The sequence below is a fragment of the Nonomuraea deserti genome (genome assembly GCF_004348685.1).
In the GTDB taxonomy this organism is placed as follows: domain Bacteria; phylum Actinomycetota; class Actinomycetes; order Streptosporangiales; family Streptosporangiaceae; genus Nonomuraea; species Nonomuraea deserti.
On sequence record NZ_SMKO01000109.1, the window covers coordinates 1 to 16,630 of the forward strand.

General features: G+C 71.6%; 14 protein-coding genes. 8 read left to right on the forward strand and 6 right to left on the reverse strand.

Going from position 1 to position 16,630, the window contains the following annotated elements; translation table 11 throughout:
* A partial coding sequence (locus E1292_RS51480; RefSeq protein ID WP_220447144.1) for a hypothetical protein occupies window positions 1-279 on the forward strand: 279 nt, incomplete at its 5' end.
* Between the two features lie 111 nt (window positions 280-390).
* The gene (locus tag E1292_RS31130; RefSeq protein ID WP_181958324.1) at window positions 391-1,404 is read left to right on the forward strand and encodes a coiled-coil domain-containing protein; all 1,014 of its coding nucleotides are present in this window, start codon (window positions 391-393) and stop codon (window positions 1,402-1,404) included.
* A 4-nt stretch (window positions 1,405-1,408) separates the two neighbouring features.
* Here E1292_RS31130 and E1292_RS31135 read toward each other — a convergent pair whose 3' ends face one another.
* Both E1292_RS31135 and E1292_RS31140 read right to left on the reverse strand, forming a co-directional pair.
* Window positions 1,409-2,902: a sugar ABC transporter ATP-binding protein gene (locus tag E1292_RS31135; protein WP_246090454.1), complete on the reverse strand. Its 1,494-nt coding sequence runs from the start codon at window positions 2,900-2,902 to the stop codon at window positions 1,409-1,411.
* Between the two features lie 85 nt (window positions 2,903-2,987).
* Window positions 2,988-3,788 (reverse strand): DeoR/GlpR family DNA-binding transcription regulator, encoded by an 801-nt coding sequence (locus E1292_RS31140; protein WP_220447145.1) that lies wholly within the window; start codon window positions 3,786-3,788, stop codon window positions 2,988-2,990.
* A 161-nt stretch (window positions 3,789-3,949) separates the two neighbouring features.
* On the opposite strand from E1292_RS31140, the gene E1292_RS31145 reads away from it, so the two are divergent.
* Genes E1292_RS31145 through E1292_RS31165 form a run of 5 tightly spaced genes read left to right on the forward strand, consistent with a single transcriptional unit; the run spans window position 3,950 to window position 11,060 of the window.
* Complete coding sequence (locus E1292_RS31145) at window positions 3,950-6,469, forward strand: PA14 domain-containing protein (protein ID WP_132599372.1); 2,520 nt, start codon at window positions 3,950-3,952, stop codon at window positions 6,467-6,469.
* Between the two features lie 60 nt (window positions 6,470-6,529).
* Complete coding sequence (locus E1292_RS31150) at window positions 6,530-7,597, forward strand: ABC transporter substrate-binding protein (RefSeq protein WP_132599374.1); 1,068 nt, start codon at window positions 6,530-6,532, stop codon at window positions 7,595-7,597.
* Window position 7,598: 1 nt separating this feature from the next.
* The gene (locus E1292_RS31155; protein ID WP_132599377.1) at window positions 7,599-9,146 is read left to right on the forward strand and encodes a sugar ABC transporter ATP-binding protein; all 1,548 of its coding nucleotides are present in this window, start codon (window positions 7,599-7,601) and stop codon (window positions 9,144-9,146) included.
* Window positions 9,139-10,110, forward strand: a complete 972-nt coding sequence (locus E1292_RS31160; RefSeq protein ID WP_132599379.1) for an ABC transporter permease — start codon at window positions 9,139-9,141, stop codon at window positions 10,108-10,110. The genes E1292_RS31155 and E1292_RS31160 overlap by 8 nt, the downstream gene beginning before the upstream one ends.
* Window positions 10,107-11,060 (forward strand): ABC transporter permease, encoded by a 954-nt coding sequence (locus E1292_RS31165; RefSeq protein ID WP_132599381.1) that lies wholly within the window; start codon window positions 10,107-10,109, stop codon window positions 11,058-11,060. The genes E1292_RS31160 and E1292_RS31165 overlap by 4 nt, the downstream gene beginning before the upstream one ends.
* Before the next feature lie 100 nt (window positions 11,061-11,160).
* Here the strand turns inward: E1292_RS31165 and E1292_RS31170 are convergent, their stop codons facing one another.
* Both E1292_RS31170 and E1292_RS31175 read right to left on the reverse strand, forming a co-directional pair.
* Window positions 11,161-12,276, reverse strand: coding sequence for an MBL fold metallo-hydrolase (locus tag E1292_RS31170; RefSeq protein ID WP_165974827.1), 1,116 nt, complete (start codon window positions 12,274-12,276; stop codon window positions 11,161-11,163).
* Window positions 12,277-12,361: 85 nt separating this feature from the next.
* Window positions 12,362-13,150, reverse strand: a complete 789-nt coding sequence (locus E1292_RS31175) for an SDR family NAD(P)-dependent oxidoreductase (RefSeq protein ID WP_132599383.1) — start codon at window positions 13,148-13,150, stop codon at window positions 12,362-12,364.
* A 105-nt stretch (window positions 13,151-13,255) separates the two neighbouring features.
* On the opposite strand from E1292_RS31175, the gene E1292_RS31180 reads away from it, so the two are divergent.
* On the forward strand, window positions 13,256-13,909 hold the full coding sequence (locus E1292_RS31180) for a TetR/AcrR family transcriptional regulator (RefSeq protein ID WP_246090455.1): 654 nt from the start codon (window positions 13,256-13,258) through the stop codon (window positions 13,907-13,909).
* A gap of 317 nt (window positions 13,910-14,226) precedes the next feature.
* On the opposite strand, the gene E1292_RS31185 is transcribed toward E1292_RS31180, so the two are convergent.
* Both E1292_RS31185 and E1292_RS31190 read right to left on the reverse strand, forming a co-directional pair.
* Window positions 14,227-15,660, reverse strand: coding sequence for a carboxylesterase/lipase family protein (locus E1292_RS31185; protein WP_132599387.1), 1,434 nt, complete (start codon window positions 15,658-15,660; stop codon window positions 14,227-14,229).
* A gap of 13 nt (window positions 15,661-15,673) precedes the next feature.
* Window positions 15,674-16,393, reverse strand: coding sequence for a DUF3152 domain-containing protein (locus E1292_RS31190; RefSeq protein WP_246090456.1), 720 nt, complete (start codon window positions 16,391-16,393; stop codon window positions 15,674-15,676).
* Window positions 16,394-16,630 lie beyond the last annotated feature (237 nt).

Sequence of the window (16,630 nt, forward strand, 5' to 3'; positions counted from 1 at the left end):
ACCGACCCTCCCGACGATCCGCCCGACGACCCGCCGCCCGGCACGAACGAGCCCGACTCTCCGGTGCGGGACAGGGAGCCGCTCCTGTCGGTCTCGGTGTCGGTGTCGCTCGGCCTGCCGGTGCTCGGCGGCGACGGCGACGGGGTGGTGGACGCCGGCATCGGCCTGGGCCTGGGCACCAGCCTCCTGGGAGTCGTTCTGGTGCCCGGGTCGGTGCTGCTCGGACGGCAGATCGTGGCTCGCAGGGTACGCCGGTCGCGCGAGCGGAGACGGCCGTGAGTTGCGTGACACCGGCCATGATCGTCTACTATCGGCGTCGAATAGAGGGCGTCCCCCGGCCTGAATAACTCCTGACCGGAACCCGCCCTGCGGTTCAGGGTGAGGAGAACAGTGGCGGTTGCGTCACCCGCCGTCCGGTCGTACGGTTCTGCCCGTGAGTGCGGCGGGGCCACCGTGCTCACCACCGTGCTCATCGCTGTGCTGCTCGTGGCGGGGGTGCCCGCGCACGCTGACCCCAAGCCCACGGTCAAACGGCTGAAGAAGGAGCTGGCCGGGCTGCAGAAGGAGTCGGACAGGCTCATCGCCGACTACTACGGCAGCCGCATCGCCCGGCAGAAGGCCGAGAAGGCGGAGAAGGCCGCGCGGGAGAAGCTGGCCGCCGCCCAGAAGGTCTACGACCGCCACTCCACCGAGCTCAGAGCCATGGCCGTCGCACAATACACCGGCGGCGATCCCGGCGCGCTCGCCCTGCTGTCCGGCGAGCGGGAACCGTCGGCCCTCTTCGGCCGGATGGCGTTGTCCCGGCACCTCGTCGCCCGGCAGGACGCCATGCTGCGCGACCACGCCAGGGTCAGGGACGCGCACCGGCGGGCGACGGACGAGGCCGCGGCCCGCGCCAAGGAGCTCGCCCGCACGACGGACGAGCTCGGGAAGCGCAAGGACAAGGCCGAGAAGCAGATCGAACGCGTCAAGGACAAGATCGACCAGCTGCACGAGGCGCCGGGCGTGCGGCGCTCCGACGGCACGTGGGTGCCGCAGCTGCCCGAGGGGTCCGACCACATCACGCCCAGGATGCGGCTGGTCAAGAAGCTCATCCAGGACCGGTTCGACGTGCCGTACGGGATCGGCTGCTTCCGGGCGATCCAGGACGGCGGCGAGCACCCGCTCGGGCGCGCCTGCGACTTCATGCTGAGCCGCGGCGGCGCCATGCCGTCGGCGGCGGAGCTCGAACGCGGCGACCGGATCGCCAAATGGGCGATCAAGAACGCCAGGCGGTTCGGCATCATGTACGTCATCTACCGCCAGCGCATCTGGCACGCCAGGACCGGGACGTGGCGCACGATGTCGGACCGGGGCGGCACGACGGCCAACCACTACGACCACCCGCACATCTCGGTCTATTGACCGGTCAGTCCTTGGCCAGGGCCGCCAGCAGGCGGTCCTCGGTGACCTCGGGGCCGGTCAGCTGCTCGGTGATCGCGCCGTCACGCAGCACCACCACGGTGTCGCAGTTTTCCACCAGCTCGGCGACGTCGGACGAGATGAGCAGGATGGCCAGCCCGTCGACGGCGAGCTCGTCCAGCAGCGCCTGCATCTCCAGCTTGGTCGCCACGTCGACCCCGCGGGTCGGCTCGTCCAGCAGCAGCACCTTGGGGTGCATGGCCAGCCACCGTGCCAGCAGCACCTTCTGCTGGTTGCCGCCCGACAGCTCGCCGGCCGGCTGCCGGGGCGAGACCGCCTTGATCCCCAGCCGCTTCATGAACGTCGCCACGATGCCGTCCACCTGCGCGTCGGACACGATCCCCGCCCGCGACAGCCGTGGCAGCGCGGCCAGCGCGATGTTGTCGCGCACCGACAGCGTGGGCACGATGCCCTCGGTCTTCCTGTTCTCCGGGACCAGGCCGATCCCGGCGCGTACGGCGCTCCTGACCGACCACTTGCGGGCTCCCGGCGACGGGCGCGCGCCGGCCACCGTCACCTGCCCCGCGTCGACCGGCAGGGCGCCGGCGATGGCGCGGGCCGTCTCGCTGCGGCCGGCGCCGAGCAGCCCGCCGAGCCCGACCACCTCGCCGGCCCGCATCGCCACCGACACCCCGTCGAGCACGTGGTGACGGGTGAGGCCCTTGGCCTCCAGCACGGGCACGTCGGCGGGCTCCTCGGCCTCGCCGGCGGCGAGCGGCGGCTCCACCGGGTGGAACGGCCGCCCCAGCATGAGCGAGACCAGCCGCAGCCGGTCGAGTGCCGCCAGCGGCCCGGTGTGCACGACCCGGCCGTCACGCAGCACCGTGACCCGGTCGCAGATGCCGAACAACTCCTCCAGCCGGTGGGTGACGTAGATGACCGAGCGGCCCTCCTCGCGCAGCCGGGTCACGGCAGCGAACAGGGTCTCCAGCTCGGCCTGCTCCAGCGCCGACGTGGGCTCGTCCATGATGACCAGGCGGGCGTCCGCGGAGGCCGCCCTGGCCAGCGCGACGAGCTGGCGGGTGCCCTCGTTGAGCGAGGCGAGCGGGCGGCGCACGTCGACCCGCAGCCCGTACGCGGCCAGCAGTTCTTCGGCGCGGGCGTGCACGGCGGCGGAGTCGATCAGCCCGAGCCGGCCCCGGGGTTCCCTGCCCAGCAGCAGGTTGCGGGCGACGCTCATGGTGGGGACGAGGTTGGTCTCCTGGTGGATCGTGGCGATCCCGGCCCGCCTGGCGTCGGCCGGGCCGGCGAACCTGACCGGCTCGCCGCGGAAGCGCAGCTCGCCCGCCTCGGGTGCGTAGACGCCTGAGAGCACCTTCACCAGGGTCGACTTGCCCGCGCCGTTGCCGCCGATCAGGGCGTGCACCTCGCCGGGGCGTACGGACATGGTGACGTGGTCGAGGGCGGTGACGCCCTGGAAGGTCTTGAGAACGCCTGCCACCTGTAGCACGGTTGCCTCCGCCTCGATCGTGGTCGAGGAAAAAAACATTCCCGTAACGGGTTCGTCACATTCGATCAATAGGCGATCAGAACTGGGCGACGTGCAGGCGCACCCCTCGGCCGCTCAGCTCGTCGAGCACGTCGCGGGGCGCGGAGTCGTCGGTGACCAGGTGGTCGATCTGGTCGGCGGGCACGGTCTGGACCATCGTGTCGACGCCGACCTTGGTGTGGTCGGCCAGCACGACGACCTCCTCGGCGGCCGCGGCCAGCGCCCGGTCGACGCCCGCCACCTGCATGTTGGGCGTGGACAGCCCGCGGTCGGCGCTCAGCCCGTTGCCCGAGATGAACGCCCTGCGCACCCGCAGCCCCGCCAGCGAGTGCTCGGCCGCGCTGCCCACCAGGGCCAGGATCGGCCCGCGCAGCGTGCCGCCGGTCAGCATCACCTCGACGCGCGGCGAACCGGCCAGCACCTGGGCGACCAGCAGCGAGTTGGTCACCACGGCCAGCTCGGAATGCCTCGTCAGGCGGCGGGCGAACTCCTGGGTGGTGGTGCCGGGACCGACGACGATGGCGTCGCCGTCCTCCACGAGCGCGGCGGCCAGCTCGGCGATGGCGGCCTTCTCGGCGGACTCGAGCGAGACCTTGTGCGCGTAGCCCGCCTCGCGCGACAGCTCGCCCGGCAGGGTGGCGCCGCCGTGGTGGCGGTTGAGCAGGCCCTCCGACTCCAGAGCGCGCAGGTCGCGGCGGACGGTGACCTCGGAGGAGCGGACGGCCTGGGCCAGCTCGCGCAGCGACACCGCGCCGTTGGCACGCACCAGCTCGAGGATGCGCTGCCTGCGTTCGGCGGCGAACACGGGCCTGCGGCCGTCGCTCTGCGTGTCGCTCACGTCCCGATCATATTCGACGCGCCAACATGCGTTCACCTCTGACCGAACGCGAACGAATCTGATCGGAAATCTTGACCGGCTCGGTCCGGCAGTGCTTACTTTGGAGCATGTCAGGGTCAAAAGCTGTCCGAACGTGATCAGCGCATCGAAAGGACCCCCCGTTGCGTAAGCCCCTCGTGCTGTTGCTCGCCGTCCTGATGTCCGTCTTATGGCAGGTGCCGCCACCCGCCTCCGCCTCTGCCGCCGGCGAGCGGCACGGACTGCGCGGCGACTACTACCTCGCCTCGGCGGCGGGCGCTTTCGACTTCGCCGAACTCAAGGCCAGCGTCGTCGACCCCAACCTGGAGCTGGCCGACCTGAACCCCGTGTTCACGATGCTGACCGGCAGGGAGGACGACGTCACCGTCCGGTGGACCGGGCAGATCGAGCCCGAGCACTCCGAGACCTACACCTTCTCCATGATCGGCGACAACGGCTTCCGCCTCTGGATCGACGGCGAGCCGATCATCGACCACTGGGTGGACGACTGGGACAAGGAACAGACCGGCACCCCGATCGCCCTGGAGGCCGGCAGGAAGTACGACGTCAAGGTCGAGTACTTCGAGCACTACGGCGGCGCCCACCTGCGGCTGCGGTGGGAGAGCCCGAGCCAGCCGAAGGCCGTCGTCCCCGCGGACGCGTTCACGCTGCCCGAGGGCTTCGACCCCGGAGGCCCGTCCGAGGCCCGGCTCGACGAGGCCGGTGACGTCGCCACGCTCACCTTCCCCAAGGCGCTCGCCGCACTGCCCGCGGGCGCGGCCGGCAAGCTCGCCGTCACCGTCGCAGGGACGGCCTGGCCCGTGACCGCGGCGACCCTCAAGAGCCCCGAGACCGTCGAGCTCAAGCTGAAGCACCCGATCCCCGCCAAGGCCGGCAACACCGTACGCACCGGCTACGACGGCACCGGCGGCATCGCCTACGCCGACGGCACCGAGCTGGCCGCCTACACCTACGGCTACGTGCACAACGCCTCGGCCTACATCCTGCGCAGCAAGTGGGCCGACGACGTCAACCCGGCGAAGCCGCTGCCCGAGTACCCCAGGCCGCAGCTCGTCAGGGACCGCTGGCACAGCCTCAACGGCACCTGGCAGTTCGGCCCGGCCAAGGAGGGCGAGGCCGCGCCCGTCGGCCGTGACCTGCCCGAGCGCATCGTCGTGCCGTACCCGGTCGAGTCCCAGCTGTCCGGCATCGGCCGGCACGAGGAGCGCATGTGGTACCGCAGGACGTTCGAGGTGCCGCGCGGCTGGCGCGGCGAGCGCGTCCTCCTGCACCTCGACGCGGTGGACTGGCAGGCCGCCGTCTACGTGAACGGCAAGCAGGTCACCACCCACAAGGGCGGCTACGACCGGATCAGCGTGGACGTGACCGGCGCGCTCAAGCGCCACGGCCGCCAGGAACTGGTCGTGGGCGTGTACGACCCGACCGACACCGGCAGCCAGGCCGTCGGCAAGCAGCGGCTCAACCCGGGCGGCATCTGGTACACCGCCGTGTCCGGCATCTGGCAGTCCGTCTGGCTCGAGCCGGTCGCCAGGGACCACATCGAGCGCGTCGACGCCGTGCCCGACGTGCCGGGCGAGGCGGTGAAGGTGACCGTGCACGGCTCGCCGGGCACTGTGATCGTGACGGCCAGGGACGGCGGGCGCGTGGTCGGCAGGGCCACCGGCAGGACCGGCAAGGAGCTCAGGATCCCGGTGCGCGAGCCCAGGCTCTGGTCTCCCGACGACCCGCACCTGTACGACCTGGAGGTCAGGCTCAAGCGTGACAGGGTCGAGTCCTACTTCGGGATGCGCTCCATCGAGGTGTCCGGCAACCGGATGATCCTGAACGGCCGGCCGGTCTTCCAGATCGGCCCTCTCGACCAGGGCTTCTGGCCCGACGGCATCTACACCGCCCCGACCGACGAGGCCCTGCGCTACGACCTGGAGCAGACCAGGGCGCTCGGCTTCAACGCGGTGCGCAAGCACGTCAAGGTCGAGCCCGACCGCTGGTACCACCATGCCGACAAGCTGGGCCTGCTCGTCTGGCAGGACATGCCGTCGACCGTGCGCGCCGACGACCGGCCCCAGTTCGAGGCCGAGCTGCGCGAGCTGGTCGACCAGCACCGCAGCAGCCCGTCGATCGTGATGTGGGTGCCGTTCAACGAGGGCTGGGGCCAGTACGACCAGGCGCGCATCGCCGACCTGGTCAAGAGCTGGGACCCCTCGCGCCTGGTGAACAACATGAGCGGGGTCAACTGCTGCGGCGCCGTGGACGGCGGCAACGGCGACGTGCAGGACTTCCACATCTACCCCGGCCCCGGCAACCCCGGCAAACCCGAGGGGACCAGGGCCAACGTGATCGGCGAGTACGGCGGGCTGGCCCTGCCGATGGTCGGCCACACCTGGGCCGGCGGCGGCTGGGGCTACGCGGTCGAACCCGACCCCGAGTCCCTCACCGACCGCTACGTCGGCATGATCGAGGAGCTCGAGCGGCTGCACGCCTGCGAGCAGCTCAGCGCCGCGATCTACACCCAGACGACCGACGTCGAGACCGAGATCAACGGCCTGATGACGTACGACCGGGCGGTCACCAAGCCCGACGTGAAGCGCGTCCACGACGCGCACAAGGCGCTGACGGACGCGATCAACCCGCCCTGCGCCTGAGCTCCGCGCGCGCCCGGGCCCTCGTGGCCCGGGCGCGGCTCCTGATAGGAAAGGAACGCCATGACCCCCCATATCCGGGCAGCCGCGCTGACGCTGGCCGTGCTCCTCACCGCGTCGGCCTGCGCCAAGTCGGAGGAGCCCCAGAGCGCGCCCGCCGCCACCGGCACCGCGGGGCAGCAGGTCGTCCAGACCCCCTCCGGCACGGCCGGGCCCACCTGCACGCTCGAACAGTTCGGCGGCACGAAGTTCGACCTCAAGACGGCCACGGTCGGCTTCTCCCAGTCCGAGAAGGAGGCCAACCCGTTCCGAATCGCCGAGACCAAGTCGATCAGGGACGAGGCGGCCGAGCTCGGCATCAAGGACCTCAAGGTCACCAACGCCCAGTCGCAGTTCTCCAAGCAGATCACCGACGTCCAGCAGCTCATCGCCCAGGGCGTGCAGCTCCTGGTCATCGCCCCGCTGAACTCCGACGGCTGGGAGCCCGTGCTCCAGCAGGCCGCCGCCAAGAAGATCCCGATCATCACGGTCGACCGGAAGATCAACGCCAAGCCGTGCAGCGACTACCTGACGTTCATCGGCTCGGACTTCTACGAGCAGGGCAAACGCGCCGCCGACCGCATGATCGACGCGCTGGGCGGCAAGGGCAAGGTCGCCATCCTCCTCGGCGCCCCCGGCAACAACGTCACCACCGAGCGTACGAACGGCTTCAAGGACCGGGTGAAGGAGAAGGCGCCGGGCATCACGATCTCGTTCGAGCAGACCGGCGAGTTCGCCCGCGAGAAGGGCCAGCAGGTCACCGAGCAGCTCATCCAGTCCAACCCCGACATCAACGGCATCTACGCGGAGAACGACGAGATGGCCCTGGGCGCGGTGACCGCGCTGAAGGGCGCGGGCAAGGAGCCGGGCGACATCAAGATCGTGTCAGTGGACGGCACCCGCAGCGCCGTCCAGGCCATCGCCGACGGCTGGCTGCACGCGGTCATCGAGTCGAACCCCCGCTTCGGCCCGCTGGCCTTCGAGACCGCCCAGAAGTTCCTGGACGGAGAGGCCATCCCCGACAAGGTGATCATCTCCGACCGGGACTACGACACGACCAACGCCAAGGACTCCCTCGGTGAGGCGTACTGACTTGGAACCGGTTCTCGAGGCCAAGGAGGTCAGCAAACGCTTCCCCGGCGTGCTCGCCCTCGACGGCGTGTCCCTCGCCCTCCGCCCGGGCGAGGTGCACGCCCTCGTGGGGGAGAACGGCGCCGGCAAGTCCACGCTGATCAAAGTCTTCACCGGCGTGTACCAGCCGGACGGCGGCGAGCTGCGCCACCAGGGCGAACCCGCCGCCTTCGGCACCCCCATGGACGCGCAGCGCGCCGGCATCTCCACCATCTACCAGGAGGTCAACCTCGTCCCGATGATGAGCGTGGCCCGCAACCTGCTGCTCGGCCGCGAGCCGCGCCGCTTCGGCGTGATCGACGCGGCCGCCATGAACGGCGAGGCGGAACGGGTCCTCGCCGGCTACGGCGTCGATACCGACGTCAGGCGGCCGCTGCGGACGCTCGGCGTCGGCGGCCAGCAGATGGTCGCCCTGGCCAGGGCGGTGTCCATCGACGCGCGGGTGGTCATCATGGACGAGCCCACCTCGTCGCTGGAGCCGCGCGAGGTCGAGACGCTGTTCGGGGTGATCAGACGGCTGCGCGACCAGGGCATCGCCGTCATGTACGTCAGCCACCGCCTCGACGAGCTCTACCAGGTGTGCGACCAGGTGACCGTACTGCGCGACGGCCGCGTCGCCCACACCGGGGCGCTGGCCGACGTGGAGCGCCTGCGGCTCATCTCGCTGATGCTCGGCCGAGACCTGAACGAGGTCCGCTCGCACGGCATGACCCGCTTCTCGCGCGACCGCGCGGCTGCGGACCCCGCAGGCGCTCCGGACGGCGGGGAGAGCCGGCGCTCCCCGGCCGTCGAGGCGCGCGGCCTGACCCGGCGGCACGTCCTCGACGGCGTGGACGTGTCCGTGCGGCCTGGCGAGGTCGTCGGGCTCGGCGGGCTGCTCGGCGCCGGCCGTACCGAGACCGCCAAGGCCATCGTCGGCGCGCTCCCGCTGGACGGCGGGCAGGTGCTCGTGGCCGGGGCGCCCGTGCGCGCCGGCTCCACCACGGCGGCCATCCGCGCGGGCGTCAGCCTGCTGCCCGAGGACCGCAAGGCCGAGGGCATCATCCCGACGCTGTCCGTCCGCGAGAACATCGCGCTCGCCGCGCTGCCCTCGCTCGGCCGGGCCGGCGTGGTGTCGGACGCCAAGATCGACCGCGTGGTCGAGATCTTCATGCGGAGGCTGAGGATCAAGGCCGCGTCGCCGCACCAGCTCGTCTCCGAGCTGTCCGGCGGCAACCAGCAGAAGGTGCTGCTCGCCCGCTGGCTTGCCGTACGGCCCAAGGTGCTGCTGCTCGACGAGCCCACCCGGGGCATCGACGTCGGCGCCAAGGCCGAGGTGCAGGCGCTGATCGACGAGCTGGCCGGGGAAGGACTGGGCGTGCTGCTGATCTCCTCCGACCTGGAGGAGCTGGTCGAGGGCGCCGACCGGATCCTCGTGCTGCGCGACGGCGCGGTCGCCGGGGAGCTGTCGGGCGACGACGTCACCGAGGAGAGGATCATGGCGACGATCGCGGAGCAGTCCGATGGCTGAGCTCACCACCCGGGGCGGCGGCCGCGTCGCCGTGCTGAAACCGCGCGTGTTCGCCTGGGTGCAGGACTACGGCGTGTACGCGGCCGTGCTGGCGCTGCTGCTGTTCAACGTGCTGTTCACCCCGCACTTCCTGGACGCGTCGAACTTCCGCACCCAGCTCGTCCAGGTCACCCCCATCGTGATCGTCTCCCTGGGCATGGCCCTGGTGATCGGCACCCAGGGCATCGACCTGTCGGTCGGCTCGGCGATGTCGCTGGCCGCCGCGCTCGTCGTCCTCTACCTCGGGTACGGCTGGCTGCCCGCGCTGATCGTCGCCGTGCTCGGCGGCGCCGCGGTGGGGGCCGTGGGAGGGGCGCTGGTCGCCTACGTCAACGTGCAGCCGATCGTGGCCACGCTGGCCCTGCTGGTCGGCGTACGGGGGCTGGCCAACGTGCTCGTGCCGCAGCTGGTCGAGTTCCGCAACCCCGACCTGATCGCGCTGGGAAGCAGCTCGGTCGCCGGGATCCCCGTCATCGTGCTGATCGCGGCGGCCCTCACACTCGTGGTGATGTTCGTGGTGCGGCGGACCACGTTCGGCCGGCAGGTGGTGGCGATCGGCGGCAACCGGTCGGCCAGCGAGCTGTCCGGGCTGCCCGTCAGGCGTGTCCTGCTGATCGTCTACGTGATCTCCGGGCTGCTAGCGGCGCTGGCCGGGGTGCTCGCCACCGCACGGCTGCAGGCCAGCGACCCGACGTCGCTCGGGCTGTTCATCGAGCTGTCGGCGATCACCGCGGTCGTCGTCGGCGGCACCCCGCTGACCGGCGGCCGCATCAGGGTGCTGAGCACGGTCATGGGCGCGCTGCTCATGCAGCTGCTGGCGGCCACGCTGATCAAACACAACCTGCCGCAGTCGTGGACCCAGATGGTCCAGGCGGTCATCATCCTGGCCGCCGTCTACGCCACCAGGGAGCGTGCAACGCGATGAACCGCGGACAGGTGAGCCGGGTGCTCCAGCAGCACGGCGCGGTCATGGTGCTGGCCGTGGTGGTGATCGTGGGCAGCCTGGCGTTCGACTCCTTCGCCACGCCGGGAAACGCGGTCAGCGTGGTGGTGTCGTCGTCGTTCCTGGCGATCATCGCGATCGGCATGACGTTCGTCATCATCAGCGGCGGCATCGACCTGTCGGTCGGGTCGCTGTTCGTGCTGGGAGGTGTGCTGGGGGCGTACGGTTCCCAGTACGGGCTCGTCGTGGCGCTGCTGCTGCCGCTGGCGGTGTGCGGGCTGGTCGGCCTGCTGCAGGGCCTGGTGATCGCGCGTACGGGCATGGCGCCGTTCATCGTCACCCTGGCCGGGCTGCTGGGCGTGCGCGGCCTCATGCTGGCGATCTCCGACGAGGGCGCCACGACGTATCTGGTGAAGGACCCGGCCTTCGCGGAGCTGGGGCGGGGGCAGGTGCTCGAGCTGTCGTACCCGGTCTACATCACGATCGCCCTGTCGCTGGCCGCGATGGTGCTGCTGCAGCGTACGGGCTTCGGCCAGAACGTCTACGCCATCGGCGGCAACGAGCAGGCGGCGGCGCTCATGGGCGTGCCTGTCGCGCGGACGAAGGTCTACGTGTACCTGATGTCGGGGCTGCTCGCCGGCCTGGCCGGCGCGCTCAACGCGGCCCGCCTGTCGTCCGGGGTCACGATCCTCGGCATCGGGCTGGAACTGGACGTGATCGCCGCCGTGGTGATCGGCGGGACCCTGCTGACCGGGGGAGCAGGGGGGATCACGGGGACGGTGGCCGGGGTGCTCCTGCTCGGCGTGATCCAGAGCCTGATCAACCAGGTGGGCAACCTCACGTCCGCGTTCCAGCAGGTGGTGAGCGGGTTGTTCCTGGCGCTGGTGGTGGTGGCGCAGCGGCTCCTGAGCAAGGCGCAGCGGCTGACCTGACGGCACGGCCCGGGGGAGCCGCCCCCGGGCCGCCGTCGCCGGCGCGGGCCGGTGTGCGGCGCCCCCGCACACCAGGCTGTACGGCCCGCGCGCCGGGCGGTCAGGCCAGTGTCTCCCACCAGCCGTCCACCACCGGGGCGGCCGTGGTGTCCACCGCCTCGCCCGGCCTGGGCACGGCGATCGTGACGTCGCGGGCCTTGGCCTCGCGCCACAGCCGCTCCACCGGCTCCGCCCACGGGTGCAGGGCCAGCGTGAACGTCGCCCAGTGCACCGGGAGCAGCAGCCTGCCGCCCAGGTCGAGGTGGGCGTTGACGGCCTCTTCCGGCGTCATGTGGATGTCCGGCCAGGCCGGGCTGTAGGCGCCGATCGGCATGAGCGTCAGGTCGAACGGCCCGTGCGCCGAGCCGATGCCCCGGTACCCCTCGAAGTAGCCGGAGTCGCCGGCGTAGAACACCCGCCTGCTCGCCCCTGCGACCACCCAGGAGCCCCACAACGTGTCGTTGCGGGTGAACGTCCGGCCGGAGAAGTGCCGGGCCGCCGTGGCGACGAAGCGCAGCCCGGCGACCTCCGCCTCCTCGTTCCAGTCGAGCTCGATGATCCGGAACGCGGGCACGCCCCACCGCTCCAGGTGCGCGCCGATGCCCAGCGGCACCAGGAACGGCGCCTTCTGCGTCCGCGTCAGCGCGCGCACGGTCGCCAGGTCGAGGTGGTCGTAGTGGTCGTGGGAGATGGCGATCGCGTCGATCTGCGGCAGCTCGCCGAGCTCCACGGGCACCGGGTGGTGCCGCTTCGGGCCGATCAGGCGCGAGGGCGAGACCCGCCTGCTCCACACCGGGTCGAACAGCACCCGCCTGCCCTCGATCTCGACCAGCGTGGAGGCGTGGCCGTACCAGACGGCCCGCACGCCGTCGGTGGGCGGCGGCCCGGACGGCGGGACGCGCAGCGGGACGAGGCCGCCGGGGCGGCGCTGCTCCCTGTCCTTGGCCAGGTCGCCGAGCATGCTCGCGGGCGGCCTGGCCAAGGCCGTCTCCGGCGTCGGATTGACGAACGCGCCGTCCCTGAACTGCGGCGAACGCCGTATCCTCGCCTCCCGGTCGGGCCCCGACGTCAGCGGCCGTACGCCCAGCTCGGCGGGCAGGTCGCGCAGTGCCCAGCCGGCTGCGGCGAGGGCCACACCACCCGCGAGGACGCGCCGTGCCGTCCGCATTCGTGCCATCGCTCACTCCCCTGGAAATCAGTCCGTCCCGCTCAACCCGGCGGGAATCCCCGGTGTTCCCCAACCTACGATATATCGCGATACTTCAAACTGTCTTGATCGCCCCGCCATCCACGATGTAGTCGGCGCCGTTGACGCTGCCGGCGTGCGGCGAGACCAGCCACGTGACGAGGGTGGCGATCTCCTCCGGTTCGATGAACCTACCGGTCGTCATGCCGGTGGCGGAGGGGAGCCCCGCCAGGAGCTGCTCGAGCTCCACGCCGTTGGCGGCCGCCACCGCTGCGCCGAACCTGCCCTGGCCCTCCCACAGGGGCGTACGGGTGGCGCCCGGCGAGACCGTGTTGACCCGCACTCCCCGCGGCCCGAACTCCTCCGCCAGCGCCTTCCCGAACGCGGTGAGCGCCGCCTTGGCCGACGTGTACGGGATCGGGCCGCTGCTCGGCGTCCGTGCGCCCGCCGAGGAGATGTTGACCACCGTGCCGCTCCGCCGGACGAGGCTCGGCAGGGCGGCCCTGGTGGCGCGTATGGCGCTGAAGAGGTTGAGGTCGTAGGTCTCGCGCCAAACGTCGTCGTCGAAGCCGAGGAACCCGTCGAGCATGCCCTCGCCTCCGTCGCCGCCGCCCACGTTGTTGACCAGCACGTCGACGTCGCCCAGCTCGGCCAGCGCCCGCTCGATCACCTGGGCGGGGCCGTCCGGCGTGGACAGGTCGGCGGCCACGACGGTCGCGCCGGTCTCCTTCAGCGCGGGGGTGATCGTGCGCGCGGCGGCGACGACCCGCATCCCCTCGCCGGTCAGTGCCTGGGCGATCGCCAGCCCGATGCCCCGGCTCGCGCCGGTGACGATCGCCGTCTTGCCGTGGAGGTGCATGTCCATGGGGGCTTCCTTCACATGCGTCGGATGAGATGCCTTAAAGGTAGAACTGGCAACACCTATGATGCAAGTTCTGGTGGAGTGGATACGTTGGCGTATTCTGCTGGGGTGAGCGAGACCCAGCCGACCCCGCAGCCCGGCACCACCACGCAAGGCCGGCCCAGGCGGCCGGAGCCGTCCGGGCAGGCCGCGTCGGCCACGCGTGCCCTGCGGTCCGACGCCGAGCGGACGGTGCGCACGATCCTCGAGGCGGCCGAGCGTGTGCTGAGCAAGAACCCGGCGGCCACCATGGAGCAGATCGCCGAGGCGGCCGGCGTGGCGCGCACGACCGTGCACCGGAGGTTCGCCTCGCGGGAAGCGCTGGTGGACGCGATGGCGGCGTGGGCCACCCGGCAGTTCGCCGCCGCCGTGGACGCCGCCAGCCCCGAGAACACGCCGCCGCTGGTCGCGCTCTACCAGGTCACGGCCAACGTGCTCCGGGTCAAGAGCGACTGGGGGTTCGCGATGAGCCGGGCACTGTCGGCCGACCCGGAGGTGGCTCGGGTGCACGCGGACGTCGAGCAGCGCTGCACCCGGCTGTTCGAACGGGCCCGGTCGGCCGGGGTGCTGCGGGCCGACGTCGACTACGTCTGGGCCAAGCGGGCCTATTACGCGCTGATCCACGAGACCGTCCGGAGCCGCGACGGCGACCCGGACACGCTGGCGGTGCGCCTGGTGGACACCCTGCTACGAGGCCTCGGCACCGGCCAGAGCCTCACCTGACCCGCCCACCACGCACACGGGCCGCAGCCACCTCGTGTCGCGGGGTGCCGACGTTGTCGCTTCGGGGCGGGGCGGCAGCCTCCCACTGGGCGAGGACCCTGATCGTGCCGTCCGCCATCGGGACGGCCACGGCGCGCACCGTCCGTCCTCGCCTGCGCGCATCCCTCGCCTGCGCGCATCCCGGGCCTGCTTGAAGCCCAGACCCGTGTGCATCCCGGGCCTGCGTGAAGCCCAGGTTGCGTGAACGCGCGGCTGCGCGTGGGGTCCGGTCGCGGGGTACGTGACACGTGTACCCCGCGATTGCACCGCGGGAGCGGTCAGCCGATCGGGGAGAAACCCGGCTTCGACCAGATGGCGCGCGAGGCCGCCTCCGGGTCGTTCAGGTCGGCGGGTTCGACGTCGAAGACGTGGGTGGTGGCGGTCCCCGCGTCGTACCGGGGCCAGCCCGGGTCACCGGTGGCGGCGAACGCCGTCCAGGCCGTGCGGAACTGGTCCGACAGCTTCGGCAGGTCGGGTGACTCGCCGGCGAGCATCTGGGCCAGCTCGTCGTCGAGCGCCCCGAAGGTGAGCGGCACGTCCAGGCCGTGGCAGGCCCGGAACACCGGCGTGGGCGCCCAGGTCAGTTCGTAGGCGAAGGTCGTGCCGGTGTGCGCGTCGGCGAGCAGCGCGCTCGGCATCCTGAACATCCAGTCCGACAGCAGCGTCACGTACAGGTCCTCGTCGGACGCCCCCGGGTACGCCTCGCGGTAGGCGTGCTCGGCCCCGGCGGGCGCCAGGACGCGCATGGCCCGCCCGACGTCGTCGAACCTGCCGCCGCCCATGACGTGGAACATCCGGTACTCGTCCCGGTTGAAGCCCGTGATCAGCTCGACGTCGCGGCTCGCGCCGGCGGCCAGGGCGTTCCACGGCGTGTCGGGCAGCACCTCACCGTCCACCACGGGCGCGAACGCGAGCGGGGCGAACGCGATCGGCCCCCATTCACGGGGATTGCCGGGTATCTCCTCGGTGGCGACCGCCTCCGCCGCCGCCACGAGCACCTCGGCGGGGCTGTCGTACGGGGACTTCCCTCCAGTCCTGCCCACGATCGACTCCGTGACGCGCGCGGCGTGAGCCGGTGTGAAGAACATCCCCGGCACGCTCTGCGCGATGGCCCGCTGGAACAGGCCGTCAGCCAGCGGCATCGCCATCAGGCAGGCGACGGCGCCCGCCCCCGCCGACTCGCCGAACACCGTGACGTTGCCCGGGTCGCCGCCGAACGCCGCGATGTTCTCCCGCACCCAGCGCAGTGCGGCCACCGAGTCCAGCAGCCCCCGGTTGTCAGGAGCGCCGGGAACGTGGCCGTACCCCTCCATGCCGACCCGATGGTTGAACGTGACCACCACGACGCCGTGGCCCGCCAGCGTCGCGCCGTCGTAGACGGGCAGGTCGGCGCAGCCGGAGCGGTACGCGCCGCCGTAGATCCACACCATCACCGGCAGGCCCGAGCCGCCGGGGTCGGGCGTCCAGACGTTCACGGAAAGGCAGTCGAGCCCTCCGTCCGGGCTCCACGCGGGCAGGCCGGGCATCATCGGCGGCTGCGGCGGCCGCGGGCCGAACCGTACGGCCTCCAGCACGCCGTCCCACGGGTCGGGCGGCACGGGCGCGGCGAACCGCAGCGGCCCGAACGGGGTCTTCGCGAACGGTATGCCCTTGAAGACCGAGATGCCGTCATGCTCAGAACCGCGTACCCGGCCGGCGCCGATAGTGATCATTCGTTTCCTTCCTTCAGCGTCTCCGATCTTCAGTCTGGTGTCTTTCGCGAGATTTGCGACCCGGAAACGGCCACGGATTAGGGCGGCAGCGGCCCAGCGACAGCGACTGCTGCGCCATCACCGGGGCCAGACGGCCAGGGCCAGGGCAGCGGCGGTGGCCGTGCCCCAGGCCGTGTCCGACCTCGTGGCTGATCAGGTAGCGCCGGTAGGCGGTCAGCCGGCCCTCGTAATGCGGGACGCCCTCGGCCCAGCGCAGGGCGTTGATGACGGAGCGGGTGCCGTTCCAGCAGGAGAGGCTGCCCCCGGTGCGCAGCGGCCGGCACTGGCGGCGGGTGAGGCGAGGGCTGGACAGGGCGACGCGCAACCTCACCGGCGGATGATCGACCCTTCGGAAACGCCCCCAGCCTCGCTCGTCGTTGAGCGTGCGGTGCACCTCGGAGGCGAACGTACGGGGATCGAACGGCAGGCCACGCTCCACCTCGACCAGATACCGCACCGCCGCGCCGCGTCCCGGCCTCGCGGGCGCGCCGCCGCGCACGACGGCGTACTTCCCCGACGCCGCGTACGGCACCCGCACGGGCGCGCGCGGTCGCCGTTCGGGAGATGGTGGTGGCTCGCTGGAGGTGCCGCCGGGGGTCGCGGCCGGTGGGGTGGTCGGCGGGGCGGCCGACTCGGTGCCGCATCCGGTGGCGATGAGGAGAAGGAGCATCATCAGCAGTGCCAGCAGCGGCAACGTGGCCTCCCCACGAGATCACGGTGGGGAGAAATCCGATCATACGAGGCTGCTTGTCACGCTTGTCAGCCGGGGTGAGGGTTGCGCGGGTGAAAGGGGTGCCTAGTGGGGTGTGCGGCTTTTCGGCGACCCATGTGGTGATGGTGCATTCGTCGGCCACGGTCTTCGTGCGGGGCGTCGTGGTGATCGATGGGGGTACGCGTGACCTGTGGTGGTGTCGTGACCGGGGGCAGGCGG